The organism is Pseudomonas sp. NBRC 111131, from assembly GCF_001320525.1.
GTDB lineage: Bacteria > Pseudomonadota > Gammaproteobacteria > Pseudomonadales > Pseudomonadaceae > Aquipseudomonas > Aquipseudomonas ceruminis.
Window position 1 is genome coordinate 71,828 of sequence record NZ_BCBH01000016.1, and the last position, 24,681, is coordinate 96,508.

The window sequence follows — 24,681 nt, forward strand, 5'->3', positions numbered from 1 at the left end:
TGGTGAGTCCAACGAAAAAAACGCCCGGTCTGGAACAAGAAAAACTGATCATGAACCTTCGTTTCCTCGAAACATTCGTCTGGGTCGCCCGGCTCAAGAGTTTTCGCCTCACCGCCGAGAAACTCTTCACCACACAGGCCTCGGTCTCCAGCCGCATCGCGGCGCTGGAAGCCGACCTTGGCGTCAAGCTGTTACTGCGCGACTCCCGCGGGGTGAGCCTGACGCCGGAGGGCAGCAAGGTCCTGGAGTATGCCGAGCGCATGCTCGATACCGCCAAGGCGATGAAGCAGTCGCTGGACAACGACCGGGCCAAGGTCGGGCGTATCCGTATCGGTGTGATGGACACGGTGATCCACACCTGGATGAACGCACTGGTGGCCGAGCTGGGCGAGCGTTACCCGCAGGTCGAGATAGAGCTGGTGGCCGATACCGCGCTGAACCTGCGCGAGCAGTTGCAAAAAGGGTTTCTCGACGTGATCCTGCAGACGGATTTGCTGCGCGAACAGTCGATCCGCAGCCTGGACCTGGCACGCTACCCCATGGGCTGGATCGCAGCAGCCGGCTCGACCCAGCACCGTGATTACGCCTCGCTGGCCGAATTGGCACGCGAGCGCATCGTCACCTTCTCGAAGAACTCGCGGCCGCATCAGGAAGTGCTCAGCCTGCTGCAGAACGCAGGTGTCCAAGCCCCGCGGCTGAACTGCGTGAACTCGGTAGCAGCAATCACTCGTCTGCTGCGCGATGGCTTCGGCATTGGCGCCCTGCCGCCAGCGCTGGTGGAGGGTGAATTGAGCCGCGGCGAACTGGTGCTGCTCGAGGGTTTGCAACCGCCACCGAGCCTGGAGCTGGTAGTGGCGTGGCAGACCGGGGTGGCGTTGGTGGATGAGGTGGTCGGGGTGTGCCGGCAGGTGCTTGAGCACTATGCGCAGGATGTAGGGGCCCAGAGAATTGTGTTGGTCTGAGCCCCGGTGGACAGGGCCGGCGCCTGCGCGGGTTCACCCAAGCAGGGCCGACACAGCCACAGCGGATCAGCGCCAGCTTTCTTTCACTGCTTTGCGCCGCCCGCCCAAAATCACCCAGCCAATCCCCAGCAACAGGCTCTCGACCACGAATGCCAGCACGAACCCTGCGCCCACACCCCAGCCGATCGCCTCCGGCACCAGCAGAATCTGGTAGCTGTAACCTTTGAGCGTCTCTTCACGCAGTTGTGGGTCTGGCTGCACCAGCACATGCCAGGTCGTGGTGACCCAGGAGCCCTGCAGTGCCTGCCACTCGTTCTCCAGCAACTGGTTGCGGATCAACAGGCTTTCGATGCTGTTGGCATCACTGTTGAAGACCGGGTCGTCACTGCTGCGGTAATGCCGCACCAGCGCCTGCAGGTCGCCGTTGAAGAAGCGCTCGGCCGTCTGCTTGAAGCCGTCGAGCGCCTGGCGCGACTCGAACAGGTGCGCCTCGACCCGCTGGCTGTAGTCCTTGACCAACCCTGGGACCTGGATACCGGCCAGCAGGCCGACAGTGAACAGCAGCAACCGCAGGTAACTTCTGAACATGCAGCTTCCTTAGCTCTGGCCTTGCGAAACGCATTCTCCGTGCCGCCACAGGGCCCATTGGCCGGGCTCGTAACGCCGCCAGGTCTCGTTCTCGGTCAAGGCTTCGGTGGCGATCACCGTGACCACGTCGTTTGGGGTTGTTTCGGTATGAAAATCGACGATCAGGTCGACATCCTTCAACCGTGCCGCACCAAATGGCGCACGGCGTGTGATGTGCACCAGCTTGGTCGAGCAGAAGCAGAATAACCAGTCGCCATCGCTGAGCAGGCAGTTGAACACACCCTTGCTGCGATACTCGGCACAGGCTTCGACCAGCACCGGCAGCAGCTGTTCCACCTCGACAGGCTCCGGGAACGCCGCACGGATACGGTTGAGCAGGTCGCAGAAAGCCGCTTCGCTGTCGGTGTCGCCTACCGGGCGATAAAAGGTCGCTTGGCCGGCGAAGTCGCCGAGTTGCCCGTTATGCGCGAAGCACCAGTTGCGCCCCCACATCTCCCGGACGAACGGGTGCGTGTTGGACAGGCACACCCGGCCGACGTTGGCCTGGCGGATGTGGCCGATGACCACCTCGCTCTTGATCGGGTAGCGCTGCACCAGGTTGGCCACTTCCGACTCGCTGCTCGCCGCCGGGTCCTGGAACAGGCGCAGGCCGCGGCCTTCATAGAAGCCGATGCCCCAGCCGTCACGGTGCGGGCCGGTACGCCCGCCACGCTGCATCAGGCCGGTGAAACTGAAAACGATGTCCGTAGGGACGTTGGCACTCATGCCCAGCAGTTCGCACATGTTCGGGTCTCCGCTTACAAACGTGGCTCGACCCGGCCCCGGCCGCCAAGAGGCGCGGCAGGAGGCGGTTCATCGCGGTAGCGGTCACGGCGCTCGGCGGCCAGCGGCGCATCGACCGCCAACGGGTCGTCCTCGGCGACCCGGCGCTTGGCAGCGGCGTCGGCTTGCTCACGGCGCGCACGGGCGCGCTTTTCCAGCGGCCAGCGCAGCAGCACGAAGACCAGGTACAGGCCAAAAGCGATCATGCCGTACATGGCGAAATCGGACACGGCGCGCCAGGCGTTGTTGCCCACCTTGAAGGCCAGGTCCAGGGCGGTGATGGCAATGGCCGGGGCCATGGCATCCTTGCCCGGGTCGACCACGGTCGGGGTCAGCAGCAGGACCGCAAGGATCACCCGCAGTGGCTCACGCAGCCAGCGCCACATCCAGCCAGTGAGCTTGAAGCCCACCCAGATGCAGCCCAGGGCAGCAACGGCATAAAGGCCCCAGGCGAGGGTATAGTCGTTCTCGGTCATGGTGATCGTGCAAGCCAGGCAAAGAGTTGCCTATGATAAACACTTTTCCGGGCGCAGGCGCCCCCTAGCCAAGAGATCCACGATGCCCAACGCGCTCCAGCCCCCCATCGCCCGTCAGGACCAGGCCGCCGACCCCTACGCCTGGCTGCAGCAGCGCGACACCGCCGAGGTGCTCGACTACCTGCAGGCGGAAAATGCTTACCAGCAGGCCTGCCTGGCCGCCCAGGCGCCCCTGCGTGAACAGCTGTTCGAAGAGATCAAAGGCCGCATTCTCGAAACCGACCTGTCGCTACCTTCGCCCTGGGGCCCGTACCTGTACTACACCCGCACCACCGCAGGTGACGAATACCCGCGCCATTACCGCTGCCCCCGCCCGGCGGACGATTCGAACACGGTAGATGTCAGCCAGGAGCAACTGCTGCTCGACCCCAACGCCTTGGCCAATGGTGGCTTCCTGTCGCTGGGCGCGTTCAACATCAGTCCCGACCATCGCCTGCTGGCCTATAGCCTGGACACCAGTGGCGACGAAATCTACACCCTGTACGTCAAGGACCTGGCCAGCGGCACCGTAACCACCCTGCCCTTTGACGATTGCGACGGCAGCCTGACCTGGGCTAACGACAGCCAGACGCTGTTCTTCGCCGAGTTGGATGACACTCACCGCCCTTGGCGCCTGCGCCGCCACCGCTTGGGCGAGGCTGACGCCCATACCGTGTTCGAAGAGCCCGATGGCCGCTTCTTCCTGCACTGCTACCGCTCAAGCTCGGAAAAACAACTGGTCCTGCTGCTCAACAGCAAGACCACCAGCGAGGTCTGGGTGCTGGACGCCGCGACCCCGCAGGCGGCATTCACCTGCCTGGCGCCGCGCGTCGAAGGCCACGAATACTTCGCCGACCACGGCCAGCTCGACGGCCAGTGGCGCTGGTTCATTCGCAGCAACCAGGACGGGATCAACTTCGCCCTTTACCAGGCCACGGCAGACGCGGTGCCAACCCGCGAGCAATGGCAGGTGCTGGTGCCGCACCGCGACGACGTCATGCTCGAAGGCCTGAGCCTGAACGCCAGCGCACTGACCTTGAGCCTACGTGAAGGTGGCCTGCCGATCATCGAAGTGCGCCCGCAAGGCGTGCCGGCTTACCGCGTGGAACTGCCCGATGCCGCCTACAGCCTGTACGTGCAGGACAGCCTGGAGTTCGCCAGCAGCCGTGTGCGTCTGCGCTACGAGGCACTCAACCGCCCGGCCCAGGTGCGCCAGCTGGACTTGGCCACAGGCGCGCAGACAGTCCTCAAGCAGACCCCGGTGCTGGGCGAATTCGATGCCGACGACTATGTGAGCGAGCGCCTGTGGGCCACCGCCGAGGACGGCACCCAGGTGCCGATCAGCCTGGTCCGCCGCAAACAGGACCTGGGCAAGACCGTGCCGCTGTACCTGTACGGCTATGGCGCCTATGGCGAAAGCCTCGACCCGTGGTTCTCCCACGCCCGCCTGAGCCTGCTGCAACGCGGCGTAGGCTTTGCCATCGCCCATGTGCGCGGCGGCGGCGAGTTGGGTGAGGCCTGGTACCGCGCCGGCAAGCAGGAGCACAAGCACAACACCTTCAACGACTTCATCGCCTGCGCCGAGCACCTGATCGCCACCGGCGTGACGGCCTCCGACCGCCTGGCCATCAGCGGTGGCAGCGCCGGTGGCCTGCTGATAGGCGCGGTCCTCAACCTGCGTCCGGAACTGTTCCGCTGTGCGATTGCCGAAGTGCCGTTCGTCGATGTGCTCAACACCATGCTCGACCCTGACCTGCCGCTGACCGTCACCGAGTACGATGAATGGGGCAACCCTGAAGCGCCTGAGGTGTACGAGCGGATCAAGGGCTATGCCCCGTACGAGAACGTCAGCGCCCAGGCCTACCCGGCCATGCTGGTGGTCGCCGGCTACAACGACAGCCGCGTGCAGTACTGGGAAGCCGCCAAATGGGTGGCGCGCCTGCGTACGCGCAAGACCGACGACAACCTGCTGCTGCTAAAGACCGAGATGGGCGCAGGCCACGGCGGCATGAGCGGGCGCTACCAGGGGCTGCGGGATGTGGCGCTGGAATATGCGTTCGTCTTCAATGAGCTGGGTGTGGCGTAAAACGCGTTTTTTGTTGTCATAGGAACGCCTAACATCCCTGTGGGGCCGGGCAGACGTGCTCCCACAGGGTTCAGAGGCGCTCCCGCTCCCGGACAACACGAAGAACAACACATGCCCGACCAGACCCACCTCAGCGCCGAAATCCGCGACATGCTCATGGACTGCGGCCTGTTCGACACCCTGCAGCCTGGCGACTTCCACTGCGCCGCCGGTTATTTCAGCCTGACCACCATGCTTGAGGGCGAAACCATCTTCAACGAAGGCGATGCCGGGACGTTCATGTGCATCCTGCACCGGGGCACGGTCTCGGTGCGCAAGACCGACGGCAACGGCAATCAGGTGGAAATCGCCACCCTGCGCAGCGGTCGGGCCTTTGGCGAAATGGCTGTGCTCGACGGCGAGCGCCGTTCGGCCAGTTGCATCGCGGTCAGCGACTGCCAATTGCTGACCCTGGGCAAGGACTCGCTGGAGAAGATGCTCAACGAAGCGCCACGCATTGCTGCTCGTATCATCCGCGCACTGGCAGTGGCCCTGTCCAGGCGCCTACGCATGCAGGACGGGCAGCGCCTGTCGCTCTAGTCGTCATCCGGCGCCGGCCTGGCCGGCTCGGTGCGCAAGCCGGGTAGCGGCTGGTCCTTGGGCGGCCCTGGCACCGGCATGGGCGGCAGCAGCGGCCCGCCGGGCTGGCTGTCATAGGCCTTGGGCGGGGTGCTCGGAGTGATCTGCGGGTAGGGTGTGGGCGTCGCGGTGCCGGGCGCGCCGGGCACTGGCGTATTGATGCGCGGCGGTGTGCCGGCGGCCTGCGCCACGGGCAAGCCCGCTACCAGCAGCGCAACGAGGATCGCATGAAACATCAGCCACCTCCTGTCTGAACATGCCTACAGGCTACGCCTTAATGAACGTTTTCGCCTGTCCGCCTGGCCTGCAAGCGCGCTAGACTCTTTGGCATAACCGTCACATGCCTGATCAGAACAAAGGAAACACACCATGAGTTCGGCCTCCACTTCCGCCGCCACCGCCCGCCTCGACCGCATCCTCGCCGACGCCAAGCGCGACAAGGAGATGGGCTACCGCGACAAGGCCCTGAAAATGTACCCGCACGTGTGCGGCCGCTGCGCCCGCGAGTTTTCCGGCAAGCGCCTGAGCGAGTTGACCGTTCACCATCGTGATCATAACCACGACAACAACCCTCAGGATGGATCGAACTGGGAGCTTCTCTGTTTGTTCTGCCATGACAATGAACACTCACGCTATACGGATCAGCAGTATTTTTCCGAGTCGTCTTTGAGTTCACCAAAAACCTCAACCGCAACACACAACCCATTTGCAGCACTTGCCGACCTTATGAAAAGCAAATCACAATCATAAAAAAAAGATCTCAATCAACAAGCAACTCATCGTGTGGCCGCCATATTGGGGGCAAAAAGCATCGGTATGCAGACAACGGTGCATCTTCGCCCACCAATATCGGCCCCTGTATCACGACACTTTGACCCCCATCACTTGAGCTGCATTGAAATAAGCGAGCAAGGGAGCGATCCCTAGGGCCTCGCGGCTTTTTTGAAGTAATTAGTCCCCATTCCCCTTCATCTGTGCGAAGCACGATCTGATAGCCATGGGCTGCCACAGCTGCGCCCAGAGCGCTAACACGCCAGCAAACCCTCCCAGTCCGTGATTCGATACACAACGTCACAAATGATGTGACTCTAGGCCTATTTATCAATTCGTTGTGAATTTTTAAAGTTCCTCCATCAGCTGCGCCTCACCCAAACGCACATTTGATGGAGAAACGTCCCATGCCATTCATCAGCGTCCGCATCACTCGCGATGGTGTTACCCGGGAGCAAAAAGCTCAGGTAATAAAAGAAATGACTGAAACAATGGAGCGCGTGCTTCATAAAGACCCGAAGTTAACGCACATCGTAATCGAAGAAGTCGATACGGATAACTGGGGCTACTCCGGAATTACGACAACTGAGTACAGAAAACCGTTTAACAACGCCCCTTTATCGTAGAGGAACGATCATGAGCAGTTCTCAAAAAGTAATCATCGTAACTGGCGCCTCTCAAGGCATTGGTGCCGGAGTGGTAGATGGGTTTCGCGCCCTCGGCCACAAGGTAGTGGCGACCTCGCGCTCCATTCAGCCGTCGACCGATCCGGATATTCTGACGGTTGCTGGTGATATCGCGGACCCGGCCACTGCAGAACGAGTGGTGGGCGAAGCCGTCGCCCGCTTCGGGCGCATCGATACCCTCGTCAACAACGCCGGGATCTTCGTCGCCAAGCCGTTCACGCGCTACACCAAAGAAGATTATGCGCAAATCGTCGCAACCAACATGAGCGGCTTCTTCTACATCTCCCAACTGGCCATCGCGCAAATGGAGAAGAACGGTAGCGGGCATGTGGTCAGCGTCACCACCAGCCTGGTTGATCATGCCATCGACGGCGTTCCGTCGGTAATGGCATCGCTCACCAAAGGTGGGATCAACGCGGCTACCAAATCAATCGCCATTGAGTATGCCAAGCGAGGCATCCGCGCCAACGCCGTGTCGCCTGGCATCATCAAAACCCCGATGCACGCCGCCGAAACTCACGATGCCCTGGGCCAACTGCACCCTGTCGGCCATATGGGTGAGATCAACGACATCGTTCAAGCGATCCTCTACTTGGACAGCGCTGCATTTGTCACCGGCGAGATCCTGCACGTCGACGGCGGGCAGAGCGCAGGCCATTGATCGAAAGAATGCTCATCATCGGGACGTTCCGGTGATGAGCAGACTCACTGTAAAGGCAGATGCTTGTCTAGAGAACGAATGCGCTGCGATAGGCGTAAACGCCTGGTCCCCCGCCCGTGAACAAGAACAGTAGGTTTGCCCCATCGACAAAATCTCCCGCGGCGATGTCATGTAGCATGCCGGCAAAGGCTTTTGCAGAGTACACCGGATCAAGCAATATACCTTCGGCCTGCGCTAGGGAAGTAATGGCCTCAAGCGCCTCTTGCGTCGGAATTCCATAACCCTCCCCCCGATGACGCCCATCGACATCGATCTCACTGGGCGTGATCCCTGAGATATCCAGCAATGCCAGTGCGTCATTAGCGAGCTTCAACGTTTGCTGCACCGCCTGTTCTTTATCTACCAACACCGAATAGGATCGAATGATAGTAGGAGAGCGTCCACGAGAGACGAAACCTGCGGCTAGACCGGCGTGGGTCCCCGAACTGCCATTAGGCAGTAGAACCTTCTCAAAGCGAATGCCGTGATCCCTCTCATACTGCATTATCTCGTCACTGCATTTGGCGTAACCCAGAGCCCCAAGCGCTGATGATCCGCCCATGGGGATCAGGTAGGGTTTCTTGCCCTGTTCACTTAACAGTTGGATTCTTCTCGATGCGAATTCGCCTGCCTTTTCTCCCGGCGGGAGTATATGCAGCTTGGCGCCATAGATCTGATCAAGCAGAACGTTGCCGTTGTGTTCGTACTCAGCATCCTGCCGTGGCACCACCCGGCCGAGAACCAGTTCGCAGTTCAAGCCCAAGCGTGCAGCGGCAGCGGCAGTCAGTCGTGCGTGGTTCGACTGAAGACCACCGGTTGTGACGATTGTGTCGCAGCCTTGCGCGAGCGCTTCACCTAACAGGAGCTCAAGCTTACGAAGCTTGTTGCCGCCACCGGCGAACGCCATGTGATCGTCACGTTTGATGTACAGATTGACACGCTTGATTCCCAGTCGCAGTTCAAGTTGTTGTAGCCGCTGAATCGGCGTTGCAGCCTCGATGAGCGTCACTTTATCGAGAGCGTCTAGTGCATCACGTTGAGTATCCTTCACTGGCATGTACTCCGATTGGTATTTTAAGTTGATAGCCATCCTGGCCCCAAATCGGGGGCCTGGCCTTATCGAAAGCGTCGAACGCGCTCCGGCTACGGGCTAAACGCTGGTATCAACAACCAGGCGACCACGAATTTTTCCAGCCAACAGGTCATCTGCAACAGGAATTACCGCTGACAACGGTACTTCTTTTGTTAACTGTGCCAGGATCGACAAATCAATTTCCGCGTGAAGCCGAGCCCATGCCTCGACTCGTTCAGCATAGGGACGTGTGACACTGTTGATCCCCAAGAGACTTACCCCCCGCAGAATGAAGGGCGCTACTGTAGCCGGGAAATCCATGCCTTGTGCCAGGCCACAAGCGGCAACCCAGCCGTCGGCTTTGGTCTGGGCACATACGTTAGCGAGGGTGTGACTGCCTACCGAATCGATCGCCGCTATCCAGCGCTCCTTGCTTAACGGCTTACCAGGTGCGCTTAACGTGTTTCGATCAATCACCTGTGTCGCGCCCAGCTGGTTCAAGTGTTCTGCTTCATCCAACCGACCGGTCGAAGCAATGACCTCGTACCCCCGGGCGGCGAGCAACGCAATGGCAATGCTGCCGACGCCACCGTTCGCACCTGTTACCAAAACAGGCCCTGCATCAGGTCTGAGCCCGGCACGCTCCAGGGCAATCAGACTAAGCATCGATGTGTAGCCTGCGGTGCCTATCGCCATGGCGTTACGGGGTGTCATGCCTTGTGGAAGAGGTATCAGCCAGTCTGCACTCACCCTGGCTTTCTGTGATAGCCCGCCCCAATGACTTTCCCCAACACCCCAACCATTGAGTAAAACAGCATCACCCTCGCGATAGCGGCTGTCTTCGCTGCGCGCTACCACCCCTACAAAATCAATCCCCGGAATCATGGGGAAGTGCCGAGCGATCGGGCTTCGGCTCGTGATGCACAGGGCATCTTTATAGTTCAGCGTACTGTGAGATACCGCTACGGTGACGCTGCCGCCGGGCAGCTGGTCATCGGATAGCTGGCGGTAACGGGCCTGTTTAGCGCCCTCCTGGTTCTCTACAACGACTGCATTGAACATAGCGACTCCTTTTAGACCGGTTGTCTAGTAGTCAGCGACAAAACTCACCGGGCAATGCCGGCGAGAAATCCCCTGACGAAGATCGTGAGTGGGTGAGCACTTTCGCAGAGACGTGCGCGCATGATCGCGCCCTCCCAGCCAATCCAGAAGAAAGCTGCCAGTTGTTCACACTCAACAGACGGGTGTATCGATTGGTTGGCCTGCGCTTCTTGGAGGCATTGGCTGAGCAACGCCTCCCAGACTCGAAAAATCTTCTCTATCTGATCGCGAAAATCGTCGGGCAGCAAAGTCACTTCCTGGCCCAGGTTGCCCACGAGACAACCTCGACGCCAGGTGTACTTTTCCATGCCGGTAAGCGACTCCTGCAGAAGATCCTGGATGCGCTCCAACGGCGGCCGATTGGGGTTGAGCAGGATCCGCCGCAGACGGCGCTCAAAGAACTTGCCGTATTCAGCGAGAACTTCACGGCCGAAAGCATCCTTGCTGTCGAAATAGTGGTAGAAGGACCCTTTCGGTACTGAAACCCGCTTGAGGACCTGTTCAATACCGGTAGTGTTGAATCCTTGTTCGGTCAGCAACTCCACACCACAACGTATCAGTGCACGCCGAGTATCGGGATCGCTACGCGAGTTTTTTGGAGGGCGCCCGCGCCTGGGGGCTTTCGCTGGAATGTCCATCCAAGGATAATTGGACCGAGCGGTCTAAATGTCAAGCTGCCTTGTCAGGTCGGAGTATCTGTCCAGCGCAGTGCCCGATGGCCAGTCTTGTATCAGCCCCTACACGGTACAAACCCTATGAAGCGGCATTTTGACGATTTGCAGTTGGGAAGCATTGAGCTGTTTTGTCTGTCTGCAGAAGCCGGCAGCTTTACTGCCGCCGCTCAACTCGCTGGCGTTACTCCGGCCGCGGTGAGTAGATCGATCCTTCGCTTGGAAAAAAGGCTGGGCGCTCGGCTGTTCGCAAGGACAACCCGAAGTATTCGATTGACCGATGCGGGAAAGGATTTTTTCGAACAGTGCAGCCAGGCGCTTACGCAATTGGTGGAGGCCCAGCAAGCAGTCATGGGCGCTCAAGCAACGCCTTCAGGGCGTCTTCGCATCAGTCTGCCCACCACGTATGGGCACCACCGAATCCTGCCGTTGCTGCCTAAATTTCGCGACCTGTACCCTGATGTGACCATTGATATCCACTTGGGCAATCGAAATATCGACTTCGTTGCAGAGGGATACGACCTGGCGATTCGAGTACGGGCTCAGCCTGATTCCACGATGACTGCCCGGTTGCTGGAGGATGCAAAGCTGGTTGTCGTAGCCTCTGCGGCCTACCTGGAGAAGTTCGGGGCACCGCAGGCACTGGAAGACCTGGACCAGCATGAATGCATCCAATTTGAACTTCCCAGTAGCGGTAGGCGTATTTCGTGGTTGTTCCAAGAAAACGGACGAGAGCGTGAAGTGTTCACCGCTGGAAGCTATTGCTGTTCCGATGATGTGTTGGGCGGGGTCACCCTTGCGAAGTGTGGTGCCGGCGTATTCCAAACCTACAAGTTCATCGTGGAACAGGAGCTGGCTGATGGGCGACTTGTCGAAGTATTAAAGCCGTTCAGTGGGCAATCGAGGCCGTACACCTTGCTCTACCCCCATGGGCGTCATGTCCCGCAGAGGGTGCGCGCTTTTGTCGATTTCCTGGTTCAATACCGTGAAGCGTGGGCTTCGCGCTAGCGCAGAAAAATACCCCCAGTTCGCTCATTGCCTTGAAGCTAAGCGCCCTGAACCTGAGCGGTGCCGGCAGGCCCTCTCGCCATAACCCGTTCGCCGCCCTGGCCGGCATGCTCAAGACTGACCGTCGATACACGCCCCGCTGCTGTCGGCCAGCCCGTATAATCGCGCTTTTTGCGAAGGGCCCCGGCACGTGGCAAACAAACGGTACAGCTGCATCGGCCTGTTCAACCCCAAGTCTGCAGAGAACGTTGGTTCGGTAATGCGCGCAGCGGGTTGCTACGGCGTCAACTCGGTGTTCTACACCGGCAAGCGCTATGAACGCGCCCGCGATTTCGTCACCGACACCAAGCGTGTGCACTACGACATTCCGCTGATCGGCATCGACGACCTGCAACGCATCATCCCCCTGGGTTGTACGCCGGTTGCCGTGGAACTGGTCGAAGGCGCTCGACCCTTGCCTGAATACACCCACCCCGACCGCGCCATCTACATCTTCGGCCCGGAAGACGGTAGCCTCGATGCCAGCGTACGCGCGTGGTGTGAAGAAACCATCTACATCCCGACCGAGGGCTGCATGAACCTGGCGGCCACGGTGAACGTGGTGCTGTATGACCGGCTGGCCAAGGGGCTCAATACCCGCTCGGGGCCGAAGTTCAAGTGACACGCTGGTGCTGAGGGTGGAACAGCGGCGCCGCTGGGCAAGTCGACTGAACGGCTGCGACCGGTAAGCGGTCACCTGCTTACACTTCACATGGAGGGCTTGCCATGCTCGATATTCATTCCGCTTCGGCGTCTGCGCAGCACAATGTCCAAGGCCTGGAGCGCGTCGGCTCGCTGGCCGGTGGCGCACTGATGTTCACCAAGGGCTTGCGCCGCGGGGGGCTGGTCGGGCTGGTGCAGATGGCCATTGGCGGCCTGGCGGTCGCCCGCGGGGTCAAGGGGCATTGTGCGGCCAAGACCTGGTGGCAGCGGCACCGGCAGGAATACAACCGCCTGCGCCTGGATATCGAGCGCAGCGCGGCAGACCTTGAAGCACTCAAGCGCAGTGCCAAAGCGGCGACGCAGGGGGTCACGGTGACCGGGAAGGACCCGATGGCAGACAGTTGAGGGGGGTTGCAGCGGCCTCCTCGCGGGTGAAGCCGTAACGAGGCCGCTGCAACTGCCACACGCATTACTTCAACGCTTTGCTCTGCAACACTTCAGAGCGCCGTCCCAGCACATGCTCGCTGATCTGTACGAACTCCTCGGTATTGACCTTGGGCAAACGCATCAGAGCCTGGGTCACATCGTCCAGTGACCGCTTGGCCTGGGTATGGATACGGATCTCCTTGTCCAGCGCCTGCAACAGCAGCACACCCCGGGCCACCTGGGCCGGGCTGGCATGGTCACCCTTGAGCTGGGTCACCTTCGCGCCCTGCTTCTGCAAACGCGCCTGCCACACCTGGTAGCGGTCCTCGCTGATGCCCCCCGCCCGGCGCAGCAGTTCGTTGGCGTAGTAATCGGTAATGCTTTGGCCAAGCCAGTCGCTGTCAGCACCCACGTGGATCTGCGCAAACAACTGCACCAGCTCGCGCAGCAATGGGCTGCTGCCGCTCTCGCCGACCATGGCACGTGAGCTGTGCAGGTATAGCGAGCCTCGTGCCGCCATCGCCCCGCGCCACATGCCATCGCGGGCGCCGACCAGCAGCAGCTTGGGCGGGTTACGCGGGAACACAGCCTGCAGTTGCGGCCAGACGAAGGTCAGCAAGGTCAGGTTGTCCATCCGCCGCATGCCCTGCCCAACGGGTGCGGCCACGGTCACATCCGTCTCACCCAAGCGAGCGCGCCGGCTCCCGAGGTCGCCGGCGAGCATCCAGCCGGTAGGGCGGTCGAACAGCCGCGAGACATTGTCGATACGGAACTTGTCCTTGCCGATCCGCGGCCAGGCGGTTTCGATGCTGTTCCAGCCGTCTGGCAGGTCAACCGACAAGCGTGCTACCAGTTCGGTGCCGTCCTGCTGGTCGAGGCGTGCCGGCGGGACCAACTGGTCGCCCAGGAACAATGCCCAGTGGGGTGTGATGCGCGAGGAATAGGCGCCGCTGCGCAGCTTCTGGTCGAGCTTGACCCGATAGCTGAGGCTGGTCTTGCCGGCAGCCGGGTGCCACACACCACGCTCACCCTGCTCTTGCCACTGGCCATCCGCCTGAAAACCGCTGTATGCCCCCGCCGTGCCCAGGTCAAAATCCAGGCTACGTACGGCGCTGCCTTCGGCCAGGGTCAGGCGCACTTCGGCCTGCCCGCTGGCAGGCAGCAGGCGCACCTGGTAATCAAGGTCGACTTTCTTCGCCCAGGCCGGGGAACAGGCCAACAGGCCCATAAACAGCAACAGCTGGCAACGCATTCAGAAACTCCTTGTTCCCAGAGACGACGGGCCGCGCCGCTCAGCTGGCGCGAAAAATCAGATGGTCTTCCCAGTCGTCTTCATCAACATCATGCTCACTGAACATACGCCCCGACTGGGAAATACGCTGTTCATGGACCTGCTTGCGGTCGCCACACACCAGATGATGCCAGGCAGGCAGGTCCTTGCCTTCGCTGACCAGACGGTAACCACAGGTGCTCGGCAGCCACTTGAACTGATCGGCCTTGCCGGGGGTGAGCTGGATACAGTCGGGCACCTGGGCGAAGCGATTGGGGTAATCACTGCACTGGCAGGTGTTCAGGTCCAGCAGTTTGCAGGCGATACGCGTGTAGTAGACGCTGTTGTCGTCCTCGTCCTCGAGCTTTTGCAGACAGCACAGGCCACAGCCGTCACACAGCGACTCCCATTCTTGCGGGTCGAGTTGTTCGAGGGTCTTGCGCCGCCAGAACGGCGCGCTTTCAGCGATCATCACACGGGTTTCCTGCATTGAACCCGCTGCAGACTTCGAACTGCAAGCAACAGCGGCGGGTACGGCTTTTCTTGTGGCTTGCAGCGTGCATCTTGTCGCTGGGCGCCATGGCGGCGCCAGTCTAGAGCCTGGCCTTCGGCAATGCCAGACCGCTTGTCAGTGCCGACTGGACGCAGTAGCGTGCGATCTTTCCCCTCCAGTTGCAGGAGCAGTCATGAGCGCCACCCCTCGCATCGCCGATTACGCCATCAACGAACAGTTCATCAATCGCTGGTCGCCCCGGGCGTTCACCGCCGAGCCAATCAGCGAAGAAACCCTGCTGAGCTTCCTTGAAGCTGCGCGCTGGGCGCCGTCGGCTTACAACTCGCAGCCGTGGCGGTTTCTCTACGCTCGCCGCGATACGCCAAACTGGGAGCGTTACCTGAACCTGCTGGTGCCGTTCAACCGCAGCTGGGCACAGCAGGCGTCGGCCCTGGTGCTGATCATTTCCAAGACCACGTTCACCGCCCCTGGCGCCAGTGAAGAGACCCCGGCGTTGTGGCACACCTTCGACACCGGTTCCGCCTGGGGCCATCTGGCCTTGCAGGCCAGCATCAGCGGCTGGCACACCCATGGCATGGCTGGGTTCGACAAAGCGCTGGCGCGCACCGAGCTCAAGGTCCCCGAGGGTTACGAGCTGCATGCCATGATCGCGGTCGGCAAACTGGGTGACAAGGCCAGCCTGGCCGAAGCCCTGCAGGCCCGCGAAGTGCCAAGCCCGCGCCGGCCACTGAGTGAACTGGCGGCTGAGGGTGATTTCAGCCTCTGAAACAGATGCAAGCTGCAAGCTGGGTGGCAGGAGCCGCGTTCAGCCTGCGGCTTGCAGCTTGCGGCTAGTACCCCCGGGCAAAGTCCACTTCCCCGCGCAGCCCCTGCCCCGCCGCATACGCCCCTGTATTCTCGACAAACAACCGCACCATCGCCGCCGGCGAGGTGGGCGCCGAACTGTGCCCAGTCAACAGCAGCCCCCATGCCGTCCAGAACGGATGCCGCTGCGGCAACGGCTCCTGCCTGCACACATCGATCACCGCGCCCGCCAGGTGCCCCTCCTTCAACGCCTCGACCAGGTCGGCATCGACCACCGCAACACCGCGCCCTGCATTGATGAACAGGGCGCTGGGCCGGAAGCACTTGAACAGTGCCGCATCATATAAATCATGGGTTGCCGGCGTATCCGGCAGCAGGTTAATTACGTAGTCCACCTGCGCGACCAGGCGCGGCAGCTCTGCCAGCCCTGCAACTTCGACGAACGGCGCTTGCTCACGCGCACTGCTGGCCACGCCGTACACAGTCACGCCAAACGGCACGAGGAATTCGGCCACGCGTTGGCCGATATCACCGGTGCCCACGATCAGCACCTTGCGCCCTTCAAGCGAACGCCCGGGTCGATCGTCCCAGCGGCGTTCCACCTGGCTCACCAGGCGCGACAGTACTTCACGCTCGTGGCCGAGCATGTAGGTGAGCATGTACTCGGCCATCACCTGGCCAAAAATGCCGACCGCACGGGTCAGGCGGTAATCACGAGGTAACCCCTCGGCCAACAGCGGCGTGATGCCGGCCCAGGTAGATTGCACCCATTCGGGCTTGTGGCCTTGGCGCAGCAAGCTTGCCAGCAGGTCTGGCTGGCCCAGCCACACTTCGCATCGGGGGGCCTGGGAGGCCAGTTCGGCAGAGTCGCCGCTGGTCAGGACTTCCAGTTCAGGCGCTGCTTCACGCAGCAGACGGGCATAGGTGGCATGATCCTGCTCAGCGATCAGAACGCGCATCAAAGTGACAACCTTGGCAAACAACGAAGGAGGCCCGGCGCGCGGGCCTCCTGGGTAGGTGAGGGAGCGGGCCGGGGTCAGACCGGGTCGTTGCGGCGCAGCAGCTCTTCGGGCAGGTGCTCGATGTACTCTTCTTCAGCCGGCGGCATCTGCAAGTGGTAGCCCTGGTTTTCGAGGTTCTCCAGCACCTTGACGATGTCTTCGCGGGCCAGCTTGCGCTCGGGGGTCAGCACCAGGTCGAAGGCATGCACAGGCGTACCGAAGAATGGCAGCAGGGCCTCGGGCACGCGCTCCAGGCCCTCGGCCTTGAGCACGTAGAGGTACATTTCGTTCTTGCGGGGGCTCTTGTAGATCGAGCAAATACGTTTCATCGGGTTTCTCCGGCGCCCGCCAGGTCGTCCAGCAGGGCCTGGCCCATCCGCTCACGGCGCCAGCCGCGCAGCGAATCAGGCAGTTGATAGGGGCCATTGGGGTAGCCGCTCTTGAGCAGGGCTTCCAGGGTTTTCTTGCGCAGCATCAGCTCGGGGGCGATGCCCAGGCGCTCGCCTTCGGCCTGGCCGATGGCGCGCAGGCGCTTGAGGATGCCGGCGGCTTCGATTGGCAGAGGCTCGGGCAGGGTCGCCGGCCATTGCTCAGGCGGCAGGCTGGCTGCACGCTTGATCAGCTCGATCAGGAGCGCGCCGTCCTGGCGGATGGTACGCGGGTGCATTTCTTCGACCTTGGCCAGCGCCGACAGGTTGTCGGGCTGGGTCTTGGCCATGGGCCACAGCGAGTGCTCCTTGAGGATGCGGTTGCGCGGCACGTCACGGCTGCGCGCTTCGCGCTCGCGCCAGGCGCACAGCTCGCGCAGCACGGCCAGTTGCTGGCGGCCCAGCTTCCAGGCCAGCTTGACGTCGCGGTACAGGGCCTGGGGGTCGACCTCACGGCGCAAGGCAGCAACCAGTTCGGCACCGTCTTCCAGCACCCAGGCGTACTTGTCATCGGACAGGCGGGGGCGCAGGGCCGAGAACAGTTCGGCCAAGTGCACGGCATCTTCGGCGGCGTAGCTGATCTGGGTTTCCGACAGCGGGCGCTGCAACCAGTCGGAGCGGGTCTCGCCTTTGGGCAACTCGATGCCCAGCACCTCCTGCACCAGGCGTGAATAGCCCATGGAGAAGCCCAGGTTCAGGTAGCCACCGGCCAGTTGCGTATCGAACAGCGGCTGCGGCAGCTTACCCGTCAGACGCAGCAGCACCTCCAGGTCTTCGCTACAGGCATGCAGCACCTTGACCACGGCCGGGTTTTCCAGCAGCTCGCCCAGCGGCTGCCAGTTGCCGATCAGCAGCGGGTCGATCAGGTAGGCCCGCTGGCCGTCGCCGACCTGGATCAGGCCGGCTTTCGGGTAAAAGGTATCGACCCGCATGAATTCGGTGTCGAGCGCTACGAAGGGCAGTTCGTGCCAGCTTTGGCAGTGTTCGGCCAGGGTCTGGTCGTCACGGATCCAGTGTATTTCGATGGCCACGAGGCTCTCCCACTAACATTGGCGCGCAGTATATACGGCGCGGGCACTGCGGGTGAAACCTGCGCCATCCTTGCAATTGATGAACGGCATGCGCCGCAGGATCAGCGCTTGGCCGCCAGCCACGGCCGGCAGCTGGCGAACATGTCCAGCGACTGCTGGTAGACCTCGGTGCGCACCTGCAGCAGGCCGAGCATCGAGTGGAACAGGTTGTCTTGCGACAGCGGTGCATCGCTGAGTTTGGCCAGGCAGTCGGTGTCCAGGCCGAAGTCCTCTTTGTAGCTGTCCGAGAACCAGGTCAGCAGCGGTATGTGTTTTTGCTGGTCTGGTGCGATCGCATAGGGGGTACCGTGCAGGAACAGGTTGTATTCACCCAGCGATTCACCATGGTCGGACAGGTAGATCATCGCCGTGTCGACCTTGTCCTGCTTGCTGCGCAGGGTGTCGATCAACGACGCCAGCACGTTGTCAGTGTAGGCCAGGGTGTTGTCATAGCCGTTGATGATTTCCTCTTTGCTGCACTGGTTCAGCGCGTTGCTGTGGCACACCGGGGTAAACCGGTCGCCGCCCTCGGGGTAGCGCTTGAAGTACTCGGGGCCATGGCTGCCCATCTGGTGCAGGACCAGCACGGTGTCCTTGTCGAGGTTGTCGATCAGTTCACCCAGGCCCTGCAGCAGAATCTGGTCATGGCATTCGCCACCCGCGCACAAGGTGGGGTCCTTGAGGTTGCTGACATCGATGAACTGCACGCGGTCACAGGTGCCCTTGCACCCTGACTGGTTATCGCGCCACTGCACGGCCAGGCCCGCGCGCTGGAGGATGTCCAACAGCCCTTCACGGTTCTTCGCCACCCGGGCATCGTATTCCTTGCGCGTCATGCCCGAGAACATGCACGGCACCGATACCGCCGTTTCAGTCCCGCAGGAACGCACATCGGCGAATGCCAGCAGCCCTTGTTCTTTGGCGAGCTTGGGCGTGGTTTCACGGTCATAGCCGAGCACGCTGAAATGGTCTGCCCGCGCACTTTCACCGACCACCAGCACGGTCAACGATTTGCGCTCATGGTGCTGCCAGGCGGCATCACGGCGCGCATCGGTGCCATAACTCTGAAACGGCCTGGCCGCGGTACCGATACGCTCACTGACATAACCGATGGACGCACCGACGATATTGCTGGGCGTCAGCATCAGGCGCAGTTCGTGGTGATTGCGAAACAGCGATGACAGCCCCTGGTAGTTGATCAGAGCCACCGACCCCAGCGCCACCACACAGGCACCGCTGACCACCAGCTTGCCCAGCAGTTCGCGGTGCCAGACACGGTAGGCGATCGGGGCCTTGTACAACACGACTGAAGGCAATACGCCGAGCAGCAGTATATAAGCGGCAAACTTCAGCGACAGCAGGTCGCGCACTTCCGCGACATTGGTCTCGGCGATATTGCGGAACATGCCGGCGTCAATAAGTACACCGTACTGGTTCATGAAATAAGCGACACCTGCGCCACTCATGAACAACACGATCAGCAGGGGTTTTAAAACATAGCGGAAAGCAAACAGGGTCAATACCATGTTGAACGCGAAAAACATCAGCGCGGCAAACGCCAGGCTCAGCCAGAGCCCAGAGAGACCGGCGGGTACCACCTGCTGCAGGTGCTCCCAGAGAAAGAGATTGAAGCCAATCAGCAGGTACAGGCTGGCCAGCAGCGTGACCCATTCAGTCCGCAGGTATTTGACGTTGAGCATCGGCATTCGCAATCAAGAGTGGTTATCAACCCCCCGGCCAGAAGGCACCGTGGGAAAGTTGGCCGAACTCTAGAAAGGACACCATCAATTTTTTGTGAAAAAGACGCCAACAAATTCGTGAAGCGGCGTCTTTTATCCATTAAATGAAGTTCATTCAGGCGCCATTCAGCCTGGCAGGCGAAGCTTGGCGTACGGCTCACGGTCCATATCGAGTATTTCGACACACAACTGGATGTCCACGCCGTCCTGCTCCGGTGCGGCCTCGCGCAGCACCTCCAGCAAGCTGGCGGACAGCTGCTTTTTCACCTCCGGTGAGCGACCGCTCAGGATAGCCAGGCGCACATGGGCGAACGCGCGCTCACCGGGCGCGGTGCCAACGCGGTAGTGCGAGAAGGCCTGGGCACGGCTTTTGATATCCGCCTCATCGGCAAACTGGCCGCTGCCGACCAGCGCGTGGTTCAGGCGTAGCAGCAGCACATCGACATTGAGCGTTTTCAGGTTATCGCTGTATTCCAGGTTCAGGTGCGGCATGGCGCGGGTTCCAGGCGGTGAGGAGATGCGACAGCCTACCCCAGTCCCCCAGCCGCGCAAAGGCGGCTATCCTCAAAGGTCAGGACCTTAACGACAACCCTGACAGAGGTGAAGAAATGCCAGTTCCGCACGATCTGCTCGCTGACCTGCACGTTACCGCTGATGCATTCCAGGCACTGATAGACAAGGACCAGGACCTTCACAAGCTGCACAAGGAATACAACGCCAAGGACAAGGAGGTGGTCGCCGCCGAAGGCAATGGTACCAACGACGATACCGTCAACCGCCTACGCAAGGAGAGGTTGCTGATCAAGGACAAGATCGAACGGATCATTCATCCGCCGAAATCCTGATGGGTTTCTGCTGACTCGATCGTCCGCTTCGCGGGCAACCCGCTCCCACAGGTGCTGCGGTGCATGCCAAAGCAGCACACTCGCTGCAGGAACGGGTTGACCCGCAAAGCGGCCACCGCCTTTACACGGCCGCCGAAGCCTGCAACGCCCCGTCCAGGTCCTCGATCAAGTCACGGTAGTCCTCGATCCCGATCGACAGCCGCAGCAAGCCCTCACTGATCCCCATCACCCCCTTCTGCTCAGGGCTCAGCGAATTGTGCGACATGCTCCAGGAGTGGTTGATCATGCTCTCCACGCCGCCCAACGAATCAGCCAGGACAAAGATCTGCAGGGCCTCGATCAAGCGATTGAGCGCCGCCCGGTCGCCGCCCTTGACCTTCATCGCCACCACGGCCCCGCCAGCGCGCATCTGGCGCTTGCACAGGTCATGCTGCGGGTGGCTTTCCAGCCCGGGGTAGTACACCTGCTCGATCTGTGGGTGGCTTTCAAGAAAGCGCGCCACCTGCAGCGCATTCGCGCACTGGCGCTCCATGCGTACATCCAGGGTCTTCAGGCCACGCAAGGCCAGGTAGCAGTCGAAGGGGCCCTGGATTGCGCCCACTGCCATGCTGATCTTGCGCAAACGCGCCAGCAATGCCTCGTTGGCGGCCACCACCACGCCGCCGGTGAGGTCGGAGTGGCCGCCGATGTATTTGCTGGCCGAGTGCATTACCAGGTCCACGCCCAGGGTGATCGGGCGCTGGTTCCAGGGTGAGCAGAAGGTGTTGTCGATGCAGGTGAGAATGCCGCGCGACCGGGCCAGGTCGCAGACGGCCTTGATGTCGACCAGGTGCAGCAACGGGTTGGTCGGCGACTCGATCCAGATCAGTTGGGTTTCCGGCCTGATGGCCGCCGCCACTGCCGCCAGGTCATTGAGGTCGACGTAGGTCGTGGTCAGGCCCGAAGTGCGCCCGCGGTAGTCTTCAAGAATGCGGAAAGTGCCACCGTAGACACCGTTCATCACCACCACGTGGGCATCCTTGGGCAGCAACTCCAGCACCGTGGCGGTGGCGTTGACACCCGAGGCACAGGCCACCGCGCCAACGCCTTCCTCCAGGGCGGCGACACAGGTTTCGTAGGCATGCCGGGTGGGGTTGCCGACGCGGCTGTAGGCGTATTCGGGGTTGTCGTCGAGGCTGCGCTTGGTATACGAGCTGGCGGTGTAGATCGGCGGGAAGATCGCATTGTCGGCCACGCTGAACTGCTGACCAGCATGAATGGTACGGGTGGCGAAATTGCGCGGCTTGTCGGACATGGTCTGGCCCAGTGAAAGAGGGAAGTGCACAACTATCGCACACTCACAGGCCGTGATAGTGCCGGCCGCTGCAGGAATTTTTTCTACTCCTGGGGTAGGCTGTGGGACATTTTTCTGCGCGGCGCCTTCGTCATGGACACGTTCGACCAGCATATCCTCACCCTGCTCCAGCGCGATGCCTCGATCTCGCTCAAGGACCTGGCCGAAGCCGTCAACCTGTCCACTACGCCCTGCTGGAAACGGGTCAAGCGCCTGGAGGAGGACGGCTACATCGTCGGCCGCGTCGCCCTGCTCGACCCCGAACGCCTGGGCCTTGGGCTGACCGTGTTCGTCCAGCTCAAGACCCAGCGCCACGACAGCGCCTGGCTGGAGCAGTTTGCCACGACAGTCAAGGGCTTCGAGGAGGTGATGGAGTTCTATCGCATGTCTGGCGACTGGGACTACATGCTGCGGGTGGTGGTGGGTGACATTGCAGCCTACGACCGCTTCTACAAGAAGCTGATCACCCGCACCGACGGGCTTTCCAACATCACCTCGAGCTTTGCCATGGAGCAGATGAAGTACACCACGGCGTACCCGGTGCACAGAACCTGATCGGCGGTGGTGGGCACCGGTCAATCCGCTGCCAACACCGCCTCGATCCGGTTACCGGCCTTGGCCTTCTCCAGGCGAATGGCAACGAACTTGGAGGTTGGCGTGTAGGTTCCTTCGCCATAGCTTTCCAGCGGCACCAGCGGGTTGGTTTCCGGATAGTAGGCGGCCGCCTGCCCGTCTGGAATGTCATAGGGCACCAGGCGGAACCCCGACACGCGTCGCTCCACGCCATCCTCCCACAGCGACACCAGGTCCACCTGCTCGCCCGGCTCGAAGCCCAGGCGACGGATGTCCGCCTCGCTGACGAATACCACTTCACGCAGGCCAAACACCCCGCGATAGCGATCGTCGAGCCCGTACAGCGTGGTGTTGTACTGGTCGTGCGAACGCATCGTCTGCAGGATCAGGTCCGGTTTGTCGCCGCGGGCCAGTACCTGGGCGTTGACCAGGTGCTCAGGCAACGGGCTGGGACTGAAGCGTGCCTTGCCTGTGGTGGTGCGCCAGTTGCGCTCGGCCGCGCTGTTGCCCAGGTGGAAGCCACCCGGGTGCTGCAGACGCTCGTTGAAGTCGGCAAAGCCGGGAATGACGTCGGCGATCATGGCGCGTATGCGGCTGTAGTCAGCAACGGCATATTCCCAGTCGATTGGCTGATTGCCCAGGGTGGCCTTGGCCATACCGGCAATGATCCAGGGCTCCGAACGCAGGTGCGGCGAACGCGGGCGCAGTTGGCCATGGGAGATATGCACCATGCTGAAGGTGTCTTCCACCGTCACGCCCTGGGGGCCGGTGGCCTGAAGGTCAATCTCGGTACGCCCCAGGCACGGCAGAATCAGCGCATCACCGCCGGTGACCAGGTGCGAGCGGTTGAGCTTGGTGGAAATCTGCACGGTCAGCGCGCAGTTGCGCAGGGCCGCATGGGTGCGCGGGGTGTCTGGCGTGGCCTGGGCGAAGTTGCCGCCAAGCGCGATGAACACTTTGGCCCGCCCCTCCTCCATGGCCTTGATCGCCAGCACGGCGTTATGCCCGTGGGCGCGGGGCACGCGGAAGTGGAAGCGTTTTTCCAGCGCATCGAGCAACGCCGCCTTGGGCTTCTCGTCGATGCCCATGGTGCGGTCGCCCTGCACGTTACTGTGGCCACGCACCGGCGACAGGCCAGCACCGGGCTTGCCGACGTTGCCGCGCAGCAGCTGCAGGTTGACGATTTCCTGCACGGTCGGCACCGAGTGGCGGTGCTGGGTCACCCCCATGGCCCAGCACATGATCACCCGTTCGGCCTTGCGGTACATACGCGCAGCCAGTTCGATCTCGGCCAGGTTCAAGCCAGACTGCTCGACGATGTGCTCCCACGACGTGGCATCCACCGCCGCCAGGTAGTCATCGACGCCGCTGGTGTGCGCCTGGATGAAGGCGTGGTCGAACACCGCAGGCTCACCCTTGGCCTGGGCTTCGCGTTCCCATTGCAACAGGTACTTGGCAATACCGCGCATGGCCGCCATGTCACCGCCCAGGGCCGGGCGAAAGTAAGCGGTGTTGGTCGGCTCGGAGCCGTTGCTGAGCATCTCGAACGGGTGCTGCGGATGCTGGAAGCGCTCCAGGCCGCGCTCCTTGAGCGGGTTGAAGCACACCACCTGGGCGCCGCGCTTGACCGCCTCACGCAGCGGTTCGAGCATGCGCGGGTGGTTGGTTCCAGGGTTCTGGCCGATCACGAAGATTGCGTCGGCCAGTTCCAGGTCGTGGAACACCACAGTGCCCTTGCCCACCCCCAAGGTTTGCGACATGCCCACACCGCTGGCCTCGTGACACATGTTCGAGCAATCGGGGAAATTGTTGGTGCCGTAAGCACGCACGAACAGCTGGTAGAGGAACGCCGCCTCGTTGCTGGCACGGCCGGAGGTGTAGAACTCGGCCTGATCGGCTGAATCGAGCGCCCGCAGGTGCTTGGCGACCAGGGCAAAAGCCTCTTCCCAGGAGGTTTGCACATAATGGTCCGTGGCCGCGTCGTAACGCATCGGGTGGGTAAGGCGGCCTTGGTACTCAAGCCAGTAGTCGGTCTGCTCAGCCAGGGCGCTGACGCTGTACTTGGCAAAGAATGCCGGGTCGACCGAACGGCCCGTGGCCTCCCAGTTGACCGCCTTGGCGCCGTTCTCGCAGAACTTGACCATGTCGCTTTCCGGCGATTCGCCCCAGGCGCAGCCAGGGCAGTCGAAGCCGCCGTTCTGGTTGGTCTTGAGCATGGCGCGCAGGTTCTTGAAGGCGTTGTCGCTGCCCAACCAGCTCTTGGTCACGCTCTTGAGCGCGCCCCAGCCGGCGGCGGGGCCTTTGTAGTCCCTGATGTGTTCGTCCTGGCTCATGGGGTCGATCCTCACGCGGCATTGAAAAGGTGCAGCGGAGCAT

At 61.7% G+C, this 24,681-nt stretch carries 28 protein-coding genes; 12 read left to right on the forward strand and 16 right to left on the reverse strand.

Annotated features, from left to right (window positions below):
* Window positions 1-50 precede the first annotated feature (50 nt).
* On the forward strand, window positions 51-962 hold the full coding sequence (locus APH34_RS15980; protein WP_054902053.1) for a LysR family transcriptional regulator: 912 nt from the start codon (window positions 51-53) through the stop codon (window positions 960-962).
* 66 nt (window positions 963-1,028) lie between these two features.
* On the opposite strand, the gene APH34_RS15985 is transcribed toward APH34_RS15980, so the two are convergent.
* Genes APH34_RS15985 through APH34_RS15995 form a run of 3 tightly spaced genes read right to left on the reverse strand, consistent with a single transcriptional unit; the run spans window position 1,029 to window position 2,848 of the window.
* Window positions 1,029-1,550, reverse strand: a complete 522-nt coding sequence (locus APH34_RS15985; protein WP_054902001.1) for a DUF2937 family protein — start codon at window positions 1,548-1,550, stop codon at window positions 1,029-1,031.
* A gap of 9 nt (window positions 1,551-1,559) precedes the next feature.
* Window positions 1,560-2,333: a class II glutamine amidotransferase gene (locus tag APH34_RS15990; protein ID WP_054902002.1), complete on the reverse strand. Its 774-nt coding sequence runs from the start codon at window positions 2,331-2,333 to the stop codon at window positions 1,560-1,562.
* Between the two features lie 14 nt (window positions 2,334-2,347).
* Entirely contained in the window at window positions 2,348-2,848 is a 501-nt protein-coding gene (locus APH34_RS15995; RefSeq protein ID WP_054902003.1) for a hypothetical protein, read from the reverse strand.
* A gap of 82 nt (window positions 2,849-2,930) precedes the next feature.
* On the opposite strand from APH34_RS15995, the gene APH34_RS16000 reads away from it, so the two are divergent.
* Entirely contained in the window at window positions 2,931-4,973 is a 2,043-nt protein-coding gene (locus APH34_RS16000; RefSeq protein WP_054902004.1) for a S9 family peptidase, read from the forward strand.
* 111 nt (window positions 4,974-5,084) lie between these two features.
* On the forward strand, window positions 5,085-5,552 hold the full coding sequence (locus APH34_RS16005) for a cyclic nucleotide-binding domain-containing protein (protein ID WP_054902005.1): 468 nt from the start codon (window positions 5,085-5,087) through the stop codon (window positions 5,550-5,552).
* Here APH34_RS16005 and APH34_RS16010 read toward each other — a convergent pair.
* Complete coding sequence (locus APH34_RS16010) at window positions 5,549-5,827, reverse strand: hypothetical protein (RefSeq protein ID WP_054902006.1); 279 nt, start codon at window positions 5,825-5,827, stop codon at window positions 5,549-5,551. The two genes, APH34_RS16005 and APH34_RS16010, sit on opposite strands and share 4 nt — an antisense overlap.
* A 133-nt stretch (window positions 5,828-5,960) precedes the next feature.
* On the opposite strand from APH34_RS16010, the gene APH34_RS16015 reads away from it, so the two are divergent.
* The 3 genes from APH34_RS16015 (at window position 5,961) to APH34_RS16025 (ending at window position 7,709) form a co-directional block, all read left to right on the forward strand.
* The gene (locus APH34_RS16015; RefSeq protein ID WP_054902007.1) at window positions 5,961-6,341 is read left to right on the forward strand and encodes a YajD family HNH nuclease; all 381 of its coding nucleotides are present in this window, start codon (window positions 5,961-5,963) and stop codon (window positions 6,339-6,341) included.
* 428 nt (window positions 6,342-6,769) lie between these two features.
* A complete protein-coding gene (locus APH34_RS16020; RefSeq protein WP_054902008.1) occupies window positions 6,770-6,988 on the forward strand; it encodes a 4-oxalocrotonate tautomerase family protein in 219 nt (72 codons plus the stop codon).
* Window positions 6,989-6,998: 10 nt separating this feature from the next.
* Window positions 6,999-7,709, forward strand: coding sequence for an SDR family NAD(P)-dependent oxidoreductase (locus APH34_RS16025; RefSeq protein WP_054902009.1), 711 nt, complete (start codon window positions 6,999-7,001; stop codon window positions 7,707-7,709).
* Window positions 7,710-7,776: 67 nt separating this feature from the next.
* Here APH34_RS16025 and APH34_RS16030 read toward each other — a convergent pair whose 3' ends face one another.
* Genes APH34_RS16030 through APH34_RS16040 form a run of 3 tightly spaced genes read right to left on the reverse strand, consistent with a single transcriptional unit; the run spans window position 7,777 to window position 10,559 of the window.
* A complete protein-coding gene (locus APH34_RS16030; protein ID WP_256215682.1) occupies window positions 7,777-8,838 on the reverse strand; it encodes a D-cysteine desulfhydrase family protein in 1,062 nt (353 codons plus the stop codon).
* Window positions 8,839-8,898: 60 nt separating this feature from the next.
* The gene (locus APH34_RS16035; RefSeq protein ID WP_054902010.1) at window positions 8,899-9,882 is read right to left on the reverse strand and encodes an MDR family oxidoreductase; all 984 of its coding nucleotides are present in this window, start codon (window positions 9,880-9,882) and stop codon (window positions 8,899-8,901) included.
* Window positions 9,883-9,926: 44 nt separating this feature from the next.
* Complete coding sequence (locus APH34_RS16040) at window positions 9,927-10,559, reverse strand: TetR/AcrR family transcriptional regulator (protein WP_054902011.1); 633 nt, start codon at window positions 10,557-10,559, stop codon at window positions 9,927-9,929.
* A gap of 117 nt (window positions 10,560-10,676) precedes the next feature.
* Here APH34_RS16040 and APH34_RS16045 point away from each other — a divergent pair, with 117 nt between their 5' ends.
* The 3 genes from APH34_RS16045 to APH34_RS16055 all read left to right on the forward strand — a co-directional run bounded on the left by APH34_RS16045 (window position 10,677) and on the right by APH34_RS16055 (window position 12,707).
* The gene (locus APH34_RS16045; protein ID WP_054902012.1) at window positions 10,677-11,600 is read left to right on the forward strand and encodes a LysR family transcriptional regulator; all 924 of its coding nucleotides are present in this window, start codon (window positions 10,677-10,679) and stop codon (window positions 11,598-11,600) included.
* 190 nt (window positions 11,601-11,790) lie between these two features.
* A complete protein-coding gene (locus tag APH34_RS16050; protein WP_033699757.1) occupies window positions 11,791-12,261 on the forward strand; it encodes an RNA methyltransferase in 471 nt (156 codons plus the stop codon).
* A gap of 104 nt (window positions 12,262-12,365) precedes the next feature.
* Window positions 12,366-12,707 carry a YgaP-like transmembrane domain gene (locus APH34_RS16055; RefSeq protein ID WP_054902013.1) on the forward strand — a complete coding sequence of 114 codons (342 nt, stop codon included), beginning with the start codon at window positions 12,366-12,368 and terminating at the stop codon, window positions 12,705-12,707.
* A gap of 64 nt (window positions 12,708-12,771) precedes the next feature.
* Here the strand turns inward: APH34_RS16055 and APH34_RS16060 are convergent, their stop codons facing one another.
* The gene (locus APH34_RS16060) at window positions 12,772-13,980 is read right to left on the reverse strand and encodes a hypothetical protein (RefSeq protein WP_054902014.1); all 1,209 of its coding nucleotides are present in this window, start codon (window positions 13,978-13,980) and stop codon (window positions 12,772-12,774) included.
* Window positions 13,981-14,020: 40 nt separating this feature from the next.
* Window positions 14,021-14,470, reverse strand: coding sequence for a YcgN family cysteine cluster protein (locus APH34_RS16065; protein WP_054902015.1), 450 nt, complete (start codon window positions 14,468-14,470; stop codon window positions 14,021-14,023).
* Between the two features lie 214 nt (window positions 14,471-14,684).
* Between APH34_RS16065 and APH34_RS16070 the strand changes: the two genes are divergently transcribed.
* The gene (locus APH34_RS16070; RefSeq protein ID WP_054902016.1) at window positions 14,685-15,278 is read left to right on the forward strand and encodes a nitroreductase family protein; all 594 of its coding nucleotides are present in this window, start codon (window positions 14,685-14,687) and stop codon (window positions 15,276-15,278) included.
* A gap of 64 nt (window positions 15,279-15,342) precedes the next feature.
* On the opposite strand, the gene APH34_RS16075 is transcribed toward APH34_RS16070, so the two are convergent.
* From APH34_RS16075 to APH34_RS16095, 5 genes are all read right to left on the reverse strand, one after another.
* Complete coding sequence (locus APH34_RS16075; RefSeq protein ID WP_054902055.1) at window positions 15,343-16,275, reverse strand: D-2-hydroxyacid dehydrogenase; 933 nt, start codon at window positions 16,273-16,275, stop codon at window positions 15,343-15,345.
* Window positions 16,276-16,352: 77 nt separating this feature from the next.
* Window positions 16,353-16,646 (reverse strand): YcgL domain-containing protein, encoded by a 294-nt coding sequence (locus APH34_RS16080; protein WP_054902017.1) that lies wholly within the window; start codon window positions 16,644-16,646, stop codon window positions 16,353-16,355.
* Complete coding sequence (gene rnd, locus APH34_RS16085; RefSeq protein ID WP_054902018.1) at window positions 16,643-17,776, reverse strand: ribonuclease D; 1,134 nt, start codon at window positions 17,774-17,776, stop codon at window positions 16,643-16,645. The genes APH34_RS16080 and rnd overlap by 4 nt, the downstream gene beginning before the upstream one ends.
* A 101-nt stretch (window positions 17,777-17,877) precedes the next feature.
* Window positions 17,878-19,515, reverse strand: a complete 1,638-nt coding sequence (locus APH34_RS16090) for a phosphoethanolamine transferase (RefSeq protein WP_054902056.1) — start codon at window positions 19,513-19,515, stop codon at window positions 17,878-17,880.
* Window positions 19,516-19,680: 165 nt separating this feature from the next.
* Window positions 19,681-20,046, reverse strand: coding sequence for a 5-carboxymethyl-2-hydroxymuconate Delta-isomerase (locus APH34_RS16095; RefSeq protein ID WP_054902019.1), 366 nt, complete (start codon window positions 20,044-20,046; stop codon window positions 19,681-19,683).
* A gap of 116 nt (window positions 20,047-20,162) precedes the next feature.
* Here APH34_RS16095 and APH34_RS16100 point away from each other — a divergent pair, with 116 nt between their 5' ends.
* Window positions 20,163-20,399, forward strand: a complete 237-nt coding sequence (locus APH34_RS16100) for a YdcH family protein (protein ID WP_054902020.1) — start codon at window positions 20,163-20,165, stop codon at window positions 20,397-20,399.
* Between the two features lie 121 nt (window positions 20,400-20,520).
* On the opposite strand, the gene APH34_RS16105 is transcribed toward APH34_RS16100, so the two are convergent.
* A complete protein-coding gene (locus APH34_RS16105; RefSeq protein WP_054902057.1) occupies window positions 20,521-21,705 on the reverse strand; it encodes a PLP-dependent aspartate aminotransferase family protein in 1,185 nt (394 codons plus the stop codon).
* 120 nt (window positions 21,706-21,825) lie between these two features.
* Between APH34_RS16105 and APH34_RS16110 the strand changes: the two genes are divergently transcribed.
* Window positions 21,826-22,287 carry an Lrp/AsnC family transcriptional regulator gene (locus APH34_RS16110; RefSeq protein ID WP_054902058.1) on the forward strand — a complete coding sequence of 154 codons (462 nt, stop codon included), beginning with the start codon at window positions 21,826-21,828 and terminating at the stop codon, window positions 22,285-22,287.
* A gap of 20 nt (window positions 22,288-22,307) precedes the next feature.
* Here the strand turns inward: APH34_RS16110 and APH34_RS16115 are convergent, their stop codons facing one another.
* A complete protein-coding gene (locus APH34_RS16115) occupies window positions 22,308-24,638 on the reverse strand; it encodes an FdhF/YdeP family oxidoreductase (protein WP_054902021.1) in 2,331 nt (776 codons plus the stop codon).
* Window positions 24,639-24,681 lie beyond the last annotated feature (43 nt).

Coding starts and splice junctions, on each gene's coding strand:
- APH34_RS15980 (WP_054902053.1), top strand. CDS start 51: ATGAACCTTCGTTTCCTCGAAACATTCGTCTGGGTCGCCCGGCTCAAG.
- APH34_RS15985 (WP_054902001.1), bottom strand. CDS start 1,550: ATGTTCAGAAGTTACCTGCGGTTGCTGCTGTTCACTGTCGGCCTGCTG.
- APH34_RS15990 (WP_054902002.1), bottom strand. CDS start 2,333: ATGTGCGAACTGCTGGGCATGAGTGCCAACGTCCCTACGGACATCGTT.
- APH34_RS15995 (WP_054902003.1), bottom strand. CDS start 2,848: ATGACCGAGAACGACTATACCCTCGCCTGGGGCCTTTATGCCGTTGCT.
- APH34_RS16000 (WP_054902004.1), top strand. CDS start 2,931: ATGCCCAACGCGCTCCAGCCCCCCATCGCCCGTCAGGACCAGGCCGCC.
- APH34_RS16005 (WP_054902005.1), top strand. CDS start 5,085: ATGCCCGACCAGACCCACCTCAGCGCCGAAATCCGCGACATGCTCATG.
- APH34_RS16010 (WP_054902006.1), bottom strand. CDS start 5,827: ATGTTTCATGCGATCCTCGTTGCGCTGCTGGTAGCGGGCTTGCCCGTG.
- APH34_RS16015 (WP_054902007.1), top strand. CDS start 5,961: ATGAGTTCGGCCTCCACTTCCGCCGCCACCGCCCGCCTCGACCGCATC.
- APH34_RS16020 (WP_054902008.1), top strand. CDS start 6,770: ATGCCATTCATCAGCGTCCGCATCACTCGCGATGGTGTTACCCGGGAG.
- APH34_RS16025 (WP_054902009.1), top strand. CDS start 6,999: ATGAGCAGTTCTCAAAAAGTAATCATCGTAACTGGCGCCTCTCAAGGC.
- APH34_RS16030 (WP_256215682.1), bottom strand. CDS start 8,838: ATGGCTATCAACTTAAAATACCAATCGGAGTACATGCCAGTGAAGGAT.
- APH34_RS16035 (WP_054902010.1), bottom strand. CDS start 9,882: ATGTTCAATGCAGTCGTTGTAGAGAACCAGGAGGGCGCTAAACAGGCC.
- APH34_RS16040 (WP_054902011.1), bottom strand. CDS start 10,559: ATGGACATTCCAGCGAAAGCCCCCAGGCGCGGGCGCCCTCCAAAAAAC.
- APH34_RS16045 (WP_054902012.1), top strand. CDS start 10,677: ATGAAGCGGCATTTTGACGATTTGCAGTTGGGAAGCATTGAGCTGTTT.
- APH34_RS16055 (WP_054902013.1), top strand. CDS start 12,366: ATGCTCGATATTCATTCCGCTTCGGCGTCTGCGCAGCACAATGTCCAA.
- APH34_RS16060 (WP_054902014.1), bottom strand. CDS start 13,980: ATGCGTTGCCAGCTGTTGCTGTTTATGGGCCTGTTGGCCTGTTCCCCG.
- APH34_RS16065 (WP_054902015.1), bottom strand. CDS start 14,470: ATGATCGCTGAAAGCGCGCCGTTCTGGCGGCGCAAGACCCTCGAACAA.
- APH34_RS16070 (WP_054902016.1), top strand. CDS start 14,685: ATGAGCGCCACCCCTCGCATCGCCGATTACGCCATCAACGAACAGTTC.
- APH34_RS16075 (WP_054902055.1), bottom strand. CDS start 16,275: ATGCGCGTTCTGATCGCTGAGCAGGATCATGCCACCTATGCCCGTCTG.
- APH34_RS16080 (WP_054902017.1), bottom strand. CDS start 16,646: ATGAAACGTATTTGCTCGATCTACAAGAGCCCCCGCAAGAACGAAATG.
- APH34_RS16090 (WP_054902056.1), bottom strand. CDS start 19,515: ATGCTCAACGTCAAATACCTGCGGACTGAATGGGTCACGCTGCTGGCC.
- APH34_RS16095 (WP_054902019.1), bottom strand. CDS start 20,046: ATGCCGCACCTGAACCTGGAATACAGCGATAACCTGAAAACGCTCAAT.
- APH34_RS16100 (WP_054902020.1), top strand. CDS start 20,163: ATGCCAGTTCCGCACGATCTGCTCGCTGACCTGCACGTTACCGCTGAT.
- APH34_RS16110 (WP_054902058.1), top strand. CDS start 21,826: ATGGACACGTTCGACCAGCATATCCTCACCCTGCTCCAGCGCGATGCC.
- APH34_RS16115 (WP_054902021.1), bottom strand. CDS start 24,638: ATGAGCCAGGACGAACACATCAGGGACTACAAAGGCCCCGCCGCCGGC.